This window comes from Aquincola tertiaricarbonis (assembly GCF_023573145.1).
In the GTDB taxonomy this organism is placed as follows: Bacteria; Pseudomonadota; Gammaproteobacteria; order Burkholderiales; family Burkholderiaceae_C; genus Aquincola; species Aquincola tertiaricarbonis_B.
The window spans coordinates 1,945,455-1,957,355 of record NZ_CP097635.1 but is presented as its reverse complement, the minus strand read 5'-3'; the positions used below and the strand labels follow the sequence as shown (position 1 = coordinate 1,957,355).

Annotated in this window: 15 protein-coding genes and 1 riboswitch; of the genes, 10 read left to right on the top strand and 5 right to left on the bottom strand. The window is 68.9% G+C overall.

Features of this window, described 5'->3' with window-relative positions; translation table 11 throughout:
- Positions 1-81 precede the first annotated feature (81 nt).
- The 6 genes from MW290_RS09040 to MW290_RS09015 all read left to right on the top strand — a co-directional run bounded on the left by MW290_RS09040 (position 82) and on the right by MW290_RS09015 (position 4,862).
- Positions 82-906 carry a MotA/TolQ/ExbB proton channel family protein gene (locus MW290_RS09040; protein ID WP_250194343.1) on the top strand — a complete coding sequence of 275 codons (825 nt, stop codon included), beginning with the start codon at positions 82-84 and terminating at the stop codon, positions 904-906.
- 28 nt (positions 907-934) lie between these two features.
- The gene (locus MW290_RS09035) at positions 935-1,375 is read left to right on the top strand and encodes an ExbD/TolR family protein (protein ID WP_250194342.1); all 441 of its coding nucleotides are present in this window, start codon (positions 935-937) and stop codon (positions 1,373-1,375) included.
- A 9-nt stretch (positions 1,376-1,384) separates the two neighbouring features.
- Entirely contained in the window at positions 1,385-1,813 is a 429-nt protein-coding gene (locus MW290_RS09030) for an ExbD/TolR family protein (protein WP_250194341.1), read from the top strand.
- 18 nt (positions 1,814-1,831) lie between these two features.
- Positions 1,832-3,046, top strand: coding sequence for a hypothetical protein (locus tag MW290_RS09025; RefSeq protein ID WP_250194340.1), 1,215 nt, complete (start codon positions 1,832-1,834; stop codon positions 3,044-3,046).
- Positions 3,047-3,108: 62 nt separating this feature from the next.
- Complete coding sequence (locus MW290_RS09020) at positions 3,109-4,056, top strand: MBL fold metallo-hydrolase (protein WP_250194339.1); 948 nt, start codon at positions 3,109-3,111, stop codon at positions 4,054-4,056.
- Between the two features lie 11 nt (positions 4,057-4,067).
- Complete coding sequence (locus MW290_RS09015; RefSeq protein ID WP_250194338.1) at positions 4,068-4,862, top strand: SDR family NAD(P)-dependent oxidoreductase; 795 nt, start codon at positions 4,068-4,070, stop codon at positions 4,860-4,862.
- A 4-nt stretch (positions 4,863-4,866) separates the two neighbouring features.
- Here the strand turns inward: MW290_RS09015 and MW290_RS09010 are convergent, their stop codons facing one another.
- On the bottom strand, positions 4,867-5,424 hold the full coding sequence (locus MW290_RS09010) for a TMEM165/GDT1 family protein (protein ID WP_250194337.1): 558 nt from the start codon (positions 5,422-5,424) through the stop codon (positions 4,867-4,869).
- Positions 5,425-5,430: 6 nt separating this feature from the next.
- Positions 5,431-5,650, bottom strand: a riboswitch (yybP-ykoY riboswitch).
- Between the two features lie 58 nt (positions 5,651-5,708).
- A complete protein-coding gene (locus tag MW290_RS09005; protein WP_250194336.1) occupies positions 5,709-6,164 on the bottom strand; it encodes a MarR family winged helix-turn-helix transcriptional regulator in 456 nt (151 codons plus the stop codon).
- A gap of 50 nt (positions 6,165-6,214) precedes the next feature.
- Here MW290_RS09005 and MW290_RS09000 point away from each other — a divergent pair, with 50 nt between their 5' ends.
- A complete protein-coding gene (locus tag MW290_RS09000; RefSeq protein WP_250194335.1) occupies positions 6,215-6,757 on the top strand; it encodes a PaaI family thioesterase in 543 nt (180 codons plus the stop codon).
- Entirely contained in the window at positions 6,754-7,152 is a 399-nt protein-coding gene (gene gloA, locus MW290_RS08995; RefSeq protein ID WP_250194334.1) for a lactoylglutathione lyase, read from the top strand. Before MW290_RS09000 ends, gloA begins: the two co-directional genes overlap by 4 nt.
- Before the next feature lie 18 nt (positions 7,153-7,170).
- On the opposite strand, the gene eda is transcribed toward gloA, so the two are convergent.
- Both eda and edd read right to left on the bottom strand, forming a co-directional pair.
- Positions 7,171-7,797 (bottom strand): bifunctional 4-hydroxy-2-oxoglutarate aldolase/2-dehydro-3-deoxy-phosphogluconate aldolase, encoded by a 627-nt coding sequence (eda, locus tag MW290_RS08990; RefSeq protein WP_250194333.1) that lies wholly within the window; start codon positions 7,795-7,797, stop codon positions 7,171-7,173.
- A gap of 11 nt (positions 7,798-7,808) precedes the next feature.
- Positions 7,809-9,623, bottom strand: coding sequence for a phosphogluconate dehydratase (edd, locus tag MW290_RS08985; RefSeq protein WP_250194332.1), 1,815 nt, complete (start codon positions 9,621-9,623; stop codon positions 7,809-7,811).
- Positions 9,624-9,728: 105 nt separating this feature from the next.
- Here edd and MW290_RS08980 point away from each other — a divergent pair, with 105 nt between their 5' ends.
- Positions 9,729-10,403, top strand: coding sequence for a gamma-glutamylcyclotransferase (locus tag MW290_RS08980; protein ID WP_310740068.1), 675 nt, complete (start codon positions 9,729-9,731; stop codon positions 10,401-10,403).
- On the opposite strand, the gene MW290_RS08975 is transcribed toward MW290_RS08980, so the two are convergent.
- Positions 10,404-11,021: a nucleotidyltransferase family protein gene (locus tag MW290_RS08975; protein ID WP_250194331.1), complete on the bottom strand. Its 618-nt coding sequence runs from the start codon at positions 11,019-11,021 to the stop codon at positions 10,404-10,406.
- Between the two features lie 171 nt (positions 11,022-11,192).
- Between MW290_RS08975 and pdxH the strand changes: the two genes are divergently transcribed.
- On the top strand, positions 11,193-11,834 hold the full coding sequence (pdxH, locus tag MW290_RS08970) for a pyridoxamine 5'-phosphate oxidase (RefSeq protein WP_250194330.1): 642 nt from the start codon (positions 11,193-11,195) through the stop codon (positions 11,832-11,834).
- Positions 11,835-11,901 lie beyond the last annotated feature (67 nt).

The window sequence follows — 11,901 nt, the reverse complement described above, 5'->3', positions numbered from 1 at the left end:
CCCGCACCGCCCTCCTCCATCCCGTTCAACCCGCGCGCCGGCGCCTGCCGGCCGCCCCCTGTTCCCGTCGGAGTAAATCCCATGTCCCTGACCAAGTTCCTGCGTGCGGTCGTGCTGGCCGTCGCCACCACCGCCGCCCTGGCTCCTGCCACCGTCGCCTTCGCCCAGGCCGCCTCCGAGCCGGCCCCGGCCGCCGCCACCGAGGCGCCGGCTGCGCCCGCCATCACCCCCGCGGTGGCCAACGAAGTGGTCGAGAACCCCTATGGCCTGGGCGCGCTGTGGGCGCAAGGCGACTTCGTCGCCAAGGGCACGCTGATCATCATGGTCATCATGAGCATGGGCAGCTGGTACATCATCTTCACCAAGCTGTTCGAGCAGCAGAAGCTGATGAAGGCCGCCGAGGCCGCCGGCAAGACCTTCTGGACCGCGGGCAGCGTGCGCGCCGGTGCCGACAGCCTGGAAAAGGGCAGCGCCTTCCGCTACATCGCCGAGCAGGGCCTGACCGCCAGCGAGCACCACGAAGGCACGCTGGTCGAACAGATCGACCTGCACACCTGGGTGACGATGAGCATGCAACGCGCTGTCGACAACATCCAGAGCCGCCTGCAGGATGGCCTGGCCTTCCTGGCCACCGTCGGCTCCACCGCACCGTTCGTCGGCCTGTTCGGTACCGTCTGGGGCATCTACCACGCACTGACCGCCATCGGCATCTCGGGCCAGGCCTCGATCGACAAGGTGGCCGGCCCCGTGGGTGAAGCGCTGATCATGACCGCCATCGGCCTGGCCGTCGCGGTGCCCGCGGTGATGGGCTACAACTGGCTGATCCGCCGCAACAAGAGCGCGATGGAAAAGGTGCGCTCGTTCAGCAGCGACCTGCACAACGTCCTTATCGCCGGAAAACGATAAGCCCTAGCTCGTTCATTAGGAGCCGATCATGGCGATGAACATCTCATCGGGCGACGACGGCGAAGAAGCGCTGAACTCCAGCATCAACACCACGCCGCTGGTCGACGTGATGCTGGTGCTGCTGATCATCTTCCTGATCACCATCCCGGTGGTCACGCAGTCGATCAAGCTCGACCTGCCGAAGGAAAAGAACGTCCCGACGCAGACCAAGCCCGAGAACATCGTGCTGGCCGTCGACCGTGAAGGCGATGTGTACTGGGGTGTCGAGCGGCTGCCCGACATCGAGACCCTGGTCGCACGGCTGAAGGACTCGGCCGTCAAGGAACCCCAGCCCGAAGTGCACATCCGCGGCGACGCCGAAGTGCGCTACGAGGCCGTCGGCCGCGTGGTGGTGGCCTGCCAGCGTGCAGGCATCCACAAGGTCGGCTTCATCACCGAGCCGCCCGCCGGCGTTGCCGCAGGCCGCTAGGAGACTCACATGGCAATGAATGTAGGCAGCGGCGGTGGCGACGACGAAGTGATGGTCGACATCAACACCACGCCGCTGATCGACGTGATGCTGGTGCTGCTGATCATGTTCATCATCACCATCCCCATCCAGACGCACGCGGTGAAGATGAACATGCCGGTGCCCAGCAACGCGCCGCCGCCGCCCAAGCCGCCCGAGGTGGTGCGCATCGACGTGGACTTCGACGGCACCATCGGCTGGAACGGCGAGATCGTCAACGGCCGCGCCGACCTGGACAACCGCCTGGCCCAGATCGCGGCCCTGCCCGACCAGCCCGAGGTGCACCTGCGCCCCAACAAGCTGGTGACCTACAAGCACGTGGCCGGGGTGATGGCCAGTGCGCAGCGGCTGGGCGTGACCAAGATCGGCCTGGTCGGCAACGAGCAGTTCACGAACTGATTTGACTGAAGTGTCCCCATGCGAAACACCCTCAAAGCACTGACCGCCGCGCTGCTGGCCGCGGGCCTCGTGGCCCACGCCGGTGCGCAGCAACTGCGCCCTGAAATCGGCAAGCCGCTGCAGCAGGCCGGTGAGCTGCTGAAGGCCGGCAAGGCCAAGGAAGCGCTGGCCAAGGTGCGCGAGGCCGACGCCGTGGGCAACAAGACCGCCGCCGAGCAGCTGACGATCGACCGCATGCGCGGCGCTGCCGCCCAGCGCGCGGGCGATACGCAGGCCGCGATCAATGCCTTCGAGTCGGTGTACGCCTCGGGCAAGTTGAGTGGGGCCGAGCAGGCACAGGTGGCCGAGTCGCTGGCCTTTGCCTACTCGCAGGCCAAGAACTGGGCCAAGACCGGCGAATGGGCGCAAAAGGCCAAGGCCGCCGGCAGCAACAGCGCCCAGCTCAACCAGCTGATCGCCTATGTGCAGGCCCAGAGCGGCGACTATGCCGCCGTGGCCCGCGACGCCGGCGCGGCCGTGGCCGCCGCCGAGCAGGCTGGCCGCAAGCCCGCCGAAGACGACCTGCTGCGCCTGGCCGACGCCTACCAGCGCACCAACAACGCGGCCGGCCACGCCACCGCGCTCGAGAAGCTGATCCTCCACTATCCGAAGAAGGACTACTGGAGCGCCTACCTCAACAACGTGCAGCGCAAGCCGGGCTTCTCGTCGCGGCTGTCGCTGGACGTGATGCGGCTGAAGCTGGCCAACGGGCTGATCACCACCACCGAGCAGTACATGGAGATGGCCCAGCTGTCGCTGCAGGCCGGCCTGCCCGACGAGGCCAAGGCCATCGTCGACAAGGGCTTTGCCAGCGGCGCACTGGGCACCGGCGCCGAGGCCGAGCGCCACAAGCGACTGCGCGACCTGGTGCTCAAGCAGCAGGAAGAAACCAAGGCCGGCCTGGCCAAGGCCGAGACCGAAGCCGCCGCGGCCAAGGACGGCAACGAGCTGGTGAAGGTGGGCACGGTGTACGCCTCGATGGGCCAGGCCGACAAGGGCGCGGGCCTCATCGAAAAGGGCATCGCCAAGGGCAGCCTGAAGCGCCCCGAAGATGCCAAGCTGCGCCTGGGCTGGGCCCAGCTGCAATCGCCCGCCACCCGCGCCAAGGGCCTGCAGACGCTGCGCAGCGTGGGCGGCAACGACGGCACCGCCGAGATCGCCCGCGCCTGGGCAGCCCTGGCCCGCCAAGGCTGATCAGAAAACAGGGGGACTGACCCTCAGTCCCGCCCCGGGCGGCAGCTGCCAGAATCGGCCGCATGACCGCCCTGCCCGACTACCTCGAACCGCTGGGCGATGGCATCTACGCCATCGACACCGGCTTCCAGCGGCCGCGTTTCGACGCCGCCTACCTGATGATCGAAGCGGGCCGTGCCTGCTTCATCGACACCGGCACCAACCACGCGGTGCCGCGCCTGCTGGGCGCGTTGCAGGCCCTGGGCCTGGGACCTGACGCCGTCGACCACGTCATCGCCACCCACGTGCACCTGGACCATGCCGGCGGTGTCGGCCTGCTGATGCAGTCGCTGCCCCATGCCAAGGTGCTGGTGCACCCGCGTGGCTCAAGGCACCTCATCGATCCACGCGTGCTCTATGCCGGTGCACTGGCCGTGTATGGCCAGGAGGAGATGGACCGCTCCTACGGCCAGGTGATCGGCGTGGACGCCGAGCGGGTGGTGTCCAGCGAAGACGACATGGTGCTGCACCTGGCTGGCCGGCCGCTGCGGCTGATCGACACGCCGGGCCATGCGCGCCACCACCACTGCATCTGGGACGAACGCAGCCGCGGCTGGTTCACCGGCGACACCTTCGGCATCAGCTTCCGCGAGTTCGACCGCCCGGGCCGCACGGCCTGGATCTTTCCCACCGCCACGCCGGTGCAGTTCGAGCCCGGGCCGCTGCGTGAATCGGTGCAGCGGCTGCTGCAAAGCCAGCCGCAGTGCATGTACCTCACGCACTACGGCCGCGTGACCGACGTGCCGGCGCTGGCCGATGAGTTCCTGCTGCAGTTGCAGCAGATGGAAGCCATCGGCGCCGAGCTGCGCCACGCCCCCGAACGCCACGAGGCGCTGAAGGCCGCGCTGCGCCGCATGTACGCCGAGCGCCTGCGCGCCAACGGCCGCCAGGGCGACGAGGCCGAGCTGGACCTGCTGAAGCTGGACGTGGAACTCAATGCCCAGGGCATGGCCGTGTGGCTGGATCGGTGAACGGAGAGCGCATGAACCCGCGTGACGAGATCAACTTCGGGCTGCGTGGCCGCGTGGCCGTGGTCACCGGTGCCTCGCAAGGCATCGGTGAAGCCTGCGCCCGCCGGCTGCTGCGAGAAGGCGCCGCCGTGGCACTGTGGGACGTGGACGATGCCCGCGGCGAGGCACTGGCGCAGGGGCTGCAAGCCGACGGCGCACGGGTGATCTACCAGCACTGCGACGTGGCCAGCAAGGCCCAGGTGGATGCGGCCCTGGCCGCCACCGTGGGCGCACTGGGCCCGGTGAACGCGCTGGTCAACAACGCCGGCATCTTCCGCGCGGCCGACTTCCTGGACATCACCGAAGCCGACTGGGACGCGGTGATCGCCGTCAACCTCAAGGGCTCGTTCCTGGTGGGCCAGGCGGTGGCGCGGCTGATGGCGGCCCACGGCGGCGGCGCCATCGTCAACATGAGCTCGGTCAACGGCCGGCTGGCCATTCCCAGCATCGCCAGCTACAACGCCAGCAAGGGCGCCATCGACCAGCTGACGCGGGTGATGGCGCTGGGCCTGGTGGACCACGGCATCCGCGTCAATGCGGTGGCGCCCGGCACCATCGCCACCGAGCTGGCGCGCAGCGCGGTGCTGACCAGCGAAGAAGCCAAGGCCCGCATCATGAGCCGCACGCCGATGAAGCGCCTGGGCGAGCCCGCCGAGGTGGCCGACGTCGCCGCCTGGCTGCTGAGCGATGCCGCCAGCTACGTCACCGGCGAGATCGTGGTGGTGGACGGCGGCCGCATGACGCTGAACTACACCGTACCTGTCTAGACAACTAGCCGGAGATCAGGGCCACCACGCCCAGCACCGCGAAGATGGCCGCCGCGATGACGTGGATGACGCGGATGGGCACCTTCTTGGTGACCTTGTCGCCGAGCAGCACCACCGGCGCATTGGCCAGCATCATCCCCAGCGTGGTGCCCAGCACCACGCCCACGATGGCGTCATAGCGGGCGGCCAGCGCGACAGTGGCGATCTGGGTCTTGTCGCCCATCTCGGCCAGGAAGAAGGCCACGACGGTGGCGCCGAACACACCCAGGCGCGGCGCCTTGGTGTCCTCGTCGTCCAGCTTGTCGGGGATCAGGGTCCACACCGCCATCGCCAGGAACGAGATGCCCAGCACCCAGCGCATCACGTCCGGGCCGGCCAGGTTGGTGATCCAGGCGCCCAGCGCGCCGGCGGCGGCATGGTTGAAGACGGTGGCGACGAAGATGCCCGCGATGATGGGCCAGGGGCGGCGGAACCGCGCGGCGAGCACCAGCGAGAGCAGCTGGGTCTTGTCGCCCATTTCAGCGAGGGCGACGATACCGGTTGAGACGAGAAAGGCTTCCAAAAGGGTGGCTCCGGCCGGACATGGACGCTATTGACCGCAGCGCATCCCCGGCCAATCGGAGTCGCCACGGCCAAAGGTCTCGCAAAATCCGGCGGATCGCTTGCGCCATGCCCCGCGGGTGGCCCCGCCGATGCAAGTCTGTTGACGCAAGCCCCTCTCAAAGCACTGCCGGCATGGGCCGGCAGGTGGAGGGCAGCTACTCCCCAATGACAGCGCACATTGTAGGCAACCCGCCCGCCACCCGACGCTGGTTCATGGCAATTGCAACACTGGGCGCGGGTGAATCAGGCGTCCTCGGCCGCTTCCAGCAGCCCGATGCACTCGTCGAGCAGCTCATGCAGGGCCACCACCCGCTCAGGCCCCAGCACGGCGTTCACCTTCAGCTGCGCCTTCTTCCAGGCGCGCTGGCTCTGCTCACGCACGGCGCGGCCGGTGTCGGTGATCTCGACCAGCCGGCTGCGTGCGTCGTCACCCGGCTGCAGGCGCACCCAGCCCTGCGCCACCAAGGGCTGCAGGTTGCGACTGAGCGTGGAGGCATCCAGCCGCATGGCCTGCGCCAGGTCGCCGGGGCGCAGCGGACCGAGCTTGAGCACGAAGGACAGCAGCGCGTACTGCGTGCTCTTGAGTCCCGTGGCGTTGCCATGCGCCTCGTCGTAGTAGCGGCCCACCAGGCGCGAGATCTGGCGCACCTTCATGTGGGTACAGCCCTGCGGGCGGACGGTGGAAAGTTCTTGGCCCATGGCGATCAGTGTACCTACAATCGTTGCAGGTACAAGCAATGGAGACCCCGATGAACACTGCAGACACCCTGGCCGACTGGCAGGCCCGACAACAGGAAGTGGAAGCTCGGCAGCACGAGGTGGGCGTGGCGCGGCCCGACCAGGTGGTGGGCCGCAGCGGCCTGCAGATCCTGCAGGCCATGGTGGCGGGTGAGCTGCCGCGTGCGCCCATCTCACGCACCCTGGGCTTCGTCATCGTGGATCTGGCCGAAGGCCGCGCGGTGTTCCAAGGGCAGCCCAAGTTCGACCACTACAACCCGCTGGGCACGGTGCACGGCGGCTGGATTGCCACGCTGCTCGACTCTGCCGTGGGCTGCGCGGTGCACACGCTGATGGAGCCGGGCAAGACCTACACCACGCTGGAGCTGAAGATCAACTACGTGAAGGCCATCACCCACAAGGTGCCGCTGGTGCGCGCGGTGGGCGAAGTCATTCACCGCGGTGGGCGCATTGCCACCGCCGAAGGCAGGCTGGTGGGTGCCGATGGCACACTTTACGCACACGCGACCACCACCTGCCTCATCTTCGAGGCTCAGCCTCCCACCAAGCCATGAGACTTCTACATACGATGCTGCGTGTGGGCAACATGCAGCGCTCGATCGACTTCTACACCCAGGCCCTGGGCATGAAGCTGCTGCGCACCGTGCAGCGGCCCGAGCAGCAATACGACCTGGCCTACCTGGGCTATGGCCCCAACCCGGAACATGCCGAGCTGGAGCTGACCTACAACTACGGCACCGACCAGTACGAGCTGGGCACCGCCTACGGCCACATCGCGCTGGGCGTGGACGATGCCTATGCGATGTGCGACGCGGTGCGCGAGAAGGCCGCCGCCCTGGGCGGCGCCGTCACGCGGGAAGCCGGCCCGGTCAAGGGCGGCAGCACCATCATCGCCTTCGTCACCGACCCGGACGGCTACAAGGTCGAGCTGATCCAGGGCGGGGTCTGACAGACGCCTGAAGGGTGTTCAGCCTCGTAGCGAGGTCGCACCCTTTGCCAGCTGGGTGATGCGACCCCAGTCGCCCGCTTCCACCGCATCGGCCGGCGTCAACCACGAGCCGCCGCACACCTTCACGTTGGGCAGCGCCAGGAAGTCGGGTGCCGTCTGCAGGCTGATGCCGCCGGTGGGGCAGAACACCACGTCCGGGAACGGGCCGGCCAGGGCCTTCAGCATCGGGATGCCGCCGGCCTGCATGGCCGGGAAGAACTTCAGGAACTGCAGGCCGTCGGCCTGGGCCGCCATCACTTCGCTGGCGGTGGCCACGCCGGGCAGCAGCGGCAGGCCCGCGGCCTGGCAGGCACGACCCACCTCGCTGGTGTAGCCCGGGCTGACGCCGAACACCGAGCCGGCGTTCTTGGCCGCCTGCGCATCGGCCGCCGAGCGGATGGTGCCGGCGCCGACGATGGCATCGGGCACGGCCTTGGCGATGGCCTCGATGCACTGCAGCGCCACCGGCGTGCGCATCGTCACTTCCAGCACGCGCACGCCGCCAGCCACCAGGGCTTCGGCCAGCGGCACGGCGTCTTCCACGCGCTGCAGCACGATGACCGGGATCACCGGGCCATAAGAAACGAGGTCGAGGGTGTTGTTCATGAAGGTCCTTGTCAAAGCCAGGTGCAGGCGCCTTCTTCGGCGCTGACCGCGTTCTTGCGCATGCCCGCGAACAGCTCGCGGCCCAGGCCATGCGCGTTGTCTTCAGCCGCCTCGGGCCGGATGGTGGCCACCGGGCGGGCGGCCCAGGTGGCGTCGTCGACCAGCACGTCCAGCACGCCGTTCACCGCGTCCAGCCGGATGATGTCGCCGTCCACCACCTTGGCCAGCGGACCGCCGGCCAGCGCCTCGGGGCTGACGTGAATGGCCGCCGGCACCTTGCCCGAAGCACCGCTCATGCGGCCGTCGGTCACCAGCGCCACCTTGAAGCCCTTGCCCTGCAGCACGCCCAGCGGCGGCGTCAGCTTGTGCAGCTCGGGCATGCCGTTGGCGTTCGGGCCCTGGAAGCGCACCACGGCCACGAAGTCGCGTTCCAGCTCGCCGGCCTTGAAGGCGGCCTGCAGCGCTTCCTGGCTCTCGAACACGCGGGCCGGCGCCTCCACCACATGGCGGTCTTTTGGCACGGCCGACACCTTGATCACCGCGCGGCCCAGCTTGCCGGTCAGCAGTTTCAGGCCGCCGGTCTCGCTGAAAGGCGCCGAGGCCAGGCGCACCACCGATTCGTCCTGGCTTTGCGCAGGCAGGCGCTGCCACACCAGGCGCTCTCCTTCCAGCGTGGGCACCTCGCCATAGGCGGCCATGCCGCCGCTGGCGATGGTGGCCACGTCGGGGTGCAGGCAGCCGGCGGCCAGCAGCTCACGCAGCACGAAGCTGGGGCCGCCCGCGGCCTGGAACTGGTTCACGTCGGCCGAGCCGTTGGGGTACACGCGCGACAGCAGCGGCACATTGGCCGACAGGTCGGAGAAGTCGGTCCAGTCGATCAGGATGCCGGCGGCGCGGGCCACGGCCACCCAGTGGATCAGGTGGTTGGTGGAGCCACCGGTGGCCAGCAGCGCCACCATGGCGTTGACGATGGTGCGTTCATCGACCAGCTTGCCGATGGGCTGGAAATTGGCGCCCTTGCCGATGGCCAGCACGCGGCGCAGCGCTTCACGCGTGAGCGCCTCGCGCAGCGTGGCATGCGGGTGCACGAAGGCCGAGCCCGGCACGTGCAGGCCCATCGATTCCAGCAGCATCTGGTTGCTGTTGGCGGTGCCGTAGAAGGTGCAGGTGCCGGGGCCGTGGTAGGCGGCCGATTCGGCGGCCAGCAACTCGTCGCGGCCCACCTGACCCTGCGCGAACTTCTCGCGCACCTTGGACTTCTCGTTGTTGGACAGCCCGGTGCTCATCGGGCCGGCCGGCACGAACACGCAGGGCAGGTGCCCGAAGTGCAGCGCGCCGATCAGCAGCCCGGGCACGATCTTGTCGCACACGCCCAGCAGCAGGGCGCCATCGAACACGTCGTGGCTGAGGGCGATGGCGGTGCTCATCGCGATGGTGTCGCGCGAGAACAGGCTCATCTCCATGCCCGGCAGGCCCTGGGTGACGCCGTCGCACATGGCGGGCACGCCGCCGGCCACCTGCAGCGTGGCGCCCTGGCGATGCGCCTCGTCGCGCAGGATGGCCGGAAAGCCCTCGTACGGCTGGTGGGCCGACAGCATGTCGTTGTAGGCCGTGACCACGCCGATGTTGGGCGCCCGCTCGGCCACCACACGCAGCTTGTCGTTGGCGGGCAACGCGGCAAAGGCGTGCGCCACGTTGGCACAGCCCATGCGATCACTGCCGCGGGGCCGGTTGATGAGCTTCTCGACCCGCGAGAGGTACGCCGAGCGGGTGGCGTGGCTGCGTTCCCGGATGCGATCCGTGATGCTGGCGATGGCTGGTTTCATGGCGGCGCCTCTGTAACTCGATACTTGATTTTCACGAAACAAGGTTACATCGTCAAATCAAGATGGTTTGTCGATGTTTCGGCTCTGTCATCATCACGCCCTGTCATGGACGATCCCCGACACGCTCCGCAAATCCCTGCGCCCGGCAGCGATGCCGAGCCCACCGCGGCGCCCGCCGCGCCGCAGTGCCTGCCGGCCGCCGGCCGCGATCCGAAGCTGATGCTGCAGCACATCCGCCGCCAGTGGGCGCCGGCTGAAGATCTGTGGGTGTTCGGTTATGCCTCGCTGATCTGGCGGCCCGAATTCCATGCCGACGAGCACCGGCCCGGCCTGGTGCGCGGCTGGCACCGGGCGCTGCGCATGCGGTCGCGCGTCAACCGCGGAACGCCGGACAACCCCGGCCTGGTGTTCGCGCTGATGCCCGGCGGCTCCTGCCGCGGCATGGTGTACCGCGTCGCGCGTGAGCGGGCCGACAGCGAGCTGGAGCGCCTGTGGGCGCGCGAGATGATCACCGGCGTGTACGACCCCCGCTGGCTGCCCTGCCAGACGCCGCAGGGTCGGGTCACCGCCCTCACCTTCACCCTCAGCCGGCGCAGCCCCAACTACACGGGCCACCTCAGCGACGAGGAGATGCTGCAGATCCTGCGGATGGCGCGCGGGCAATTCGGCACCACGCTGGAATACCTGTGCGAGACGGCCCGCTGCCTGGAAGAGCGCGGCATGACGGACCATGAAGTGCGCCGGCTGATGGCACTGGCGCGCCAGCACAAGCTGGCCTGATCACCGACCCGCGACCGCGTGCTGCTGCTGGTGCTGCCGGGCAGCCGCGAAGTCCTCCACCGTGTCCAGGTCGATCAAGGCGCCCGGGTCGTCGACGACCACCGCCTGCGACGGGTAGCGCGCCACCAGGCGCCGCGCGCCCTCGTCGCCCTGCAGCATCACCAGGTCGGTGAACAGTTCGGCCGAAAAGCCCACCGGGTGCCCGCGGCGGCCGGCGTGCTGGGCATAGGCCACCGGGTGCAGCTGCAGCGCCGACGCCACCGCGCTGAGCGTGGCGGGGCGCACCAGCGGCATGTCGCCGGGCAGCATCAACCAGCCGGGTGCGTGGGGCCGGGCCTCCACGCCCGCGGCGATGGAGCTGCCCATGCCCAGGCCCGGCATGCTGTCGGCCGGCGGCAGCACCACCACGTCGCGGCTGGCCACCACCGAGCGGGCCAGCGGCTCCAGCGCGGCGGTGGTGACCACCACCACTTTCATCTGCGTGGCCACGGCACGCCGCAGCGTGCACACCAGCACCGGCGCGCCACCCTCGAACGGCTGCGCCAGCTTGTGCTGCGGGCCCTGGAAGCGGCTGCCCCGCCCCGCGGCCAATACGATCACTGTCGGTTGCGACCCCATGGTGCAACCCTCCCTTCCTCCTCCGCGGCGCGGAATTGCTGCAGCGCGGTATAGCAAGGATGGGACCGTACCGCCCACTCAGGTAGTGGGGGTGCTACGTAGGGCCCACCCCGTAAGCGCAAATGCCGGGTGGTCAGGGACTTGCTTTGCGGCCGGCGCTATGCTGGCGCGATGGACATTTCACTGGCAGACCTTCGCAAGAGTTATGAGCGGGCCGAGCTGGACGAGACCGCCTCGGACGCCGACCCGCGCAAGCAGTTCGAGTCGTGGCTGCAACAGGCGCTGAACGCCCAGGTGCCGGAGGCGTCGGCGATGACGCTGGCCACGGTGGGCGAAGGCGGCCGGCCTTCCACCCGCGTGGTGCTGCTCAAGGGCTGTGATGCGCGCGGCCTGGTCTGGTACACCAACTACGACAGCCGCAAGGGCCACGAACTGGCCGCGCACCCCTTTGCCGCGCTGCAGTTCCACTGGGTGGAGCTGGAACGGGTGGTGCGCATCGAAGGCCGGGTGCAGAAGGTGGACGACGCCGAGTCCGACGCCTACTTCAGCTCGCGGCCGCTGGATTCACGCATCGGCGCCTGGGCCTCGCCGCAGAGCCAGGTCATCCCGTCTCGCGCCACGTTGGTGGCCAATGCAGCCAAGTTCGGCGCACGTTACGCGCTGAACCCGCCACGGCCACCGCACTGGGGCGGCTACCGGCTGGTGCCCGACCAGTGGGAGTTCTGGCAGGGCCGCAAGAGCCGGCTGCACGATCGGCTGCATTACCGGCTGGACGAAGCCGGCACCTGGGTGCGCGAACGGCTGGCGCCCTGACCCGCGCCAGCACCCTTTCGTCGGCTCAAGGAAGCGCCGGGCCGCCCCAAGCTTCCTTGCTCCCCCT